General features: G+C 59.8%; 2 protein-coding genes. Both read left to right on the plus strand.

Annotated features, from left to right (window positions below; all coding sequences use genetic code 11):
• Nucleotides 1-605, plus strand: a 605-nt coding sequence (locus A3754_RS23435; RefSeq protein ID WP_063521487.1) for a LysR substrate-binding domain-containing protein, incomplete at its 5' end; no start/stop codon positions are given.
• Nucleotides 606-660: 55 nt separating this feature from the next.
• Nucleotides 661-887 (plus strand): hypothetical protein (locus tag A3754_RS23440; protein WP_197468816.1); only part of this gene is annotated, 227 nt, incomplete at its 3' end.

Consider the following 887-nt stretch of genomic DNA (forward strand, 5'->3'; position numbering starts at 1 on the left):
GCCGGGAGCTGCCGTTACCGCAGGGTGCGGAATCTGTGCTGACATTGCGAGCGGAGATCAGTCTGTGGAATCCGTTGTTGCTCAACTGGCTATCGGCGCTGCGAGAGGTGTTGCCGGATGTGGCGCTGCGTACTGAAGTCGGTGAGCCTCGCTCCTTGCACGAGCGGCTGGAGCAGGGTGTGTTGGATGCGGTTCTGGTTCCCCAACCGGACTACTGGCCCGGCATGCAGGTGGAGCAGTTGCTGGAAGAAAAACTGATTCTGGCACGCNCCCCGCACACGGCGGAACCNTACGTGTATGTGGATTGGGGGGCGCACTTTCGTCAACAGCACGATGTGGCGCTGCCGGAAAAGGCCCGTGCCACGTTAACCATGGATTTAGGACCGTTGGCGATTCAGTACCTGGTGACCAATGGGGGCAGCGGTTATTTCCGTACCCGTGTTGCCCAGCCGTATCTGGAAAGCGGGGCACTGGTTCGTGAAATTGATGCGCCGGAGTTCAGTTATCCGGTGTTTCTGGTCTATTCCCGAGCCAGGAAAAGCGCGCAACTGGAAAGAGCGTTCTCTGTGTTGCAGACCACATTGGCCCGCCAGGCGGAGTGGTAACAGAGACGTTGCTGGCGTTATGATTCGCGCCCGTTTTCGCTGCCGGAGCGCTCCTATGCCGTCTTCTTCCCGCACCCAGCAGGGCGTGCCTGTTTCTCCCTCTCTGTCTTCGCAGACGCCGGATACCTTGCCGGTGAATACCGCTGCCTCCCGGCGCCGGCTGGTCTGGATTTGTGTGCTGGCGATTGGTTTGGGGGCACTGGCGGCCCCGGTAGCCAAGGGGCTGATTGACCTGATTCACCTGGTCACCAACCTGTTTTTCTATGGCCGAATTTCGCTTGC

This window comes from Alcanivorax sp. HI0083 (genome assembly GCF_001635175.1).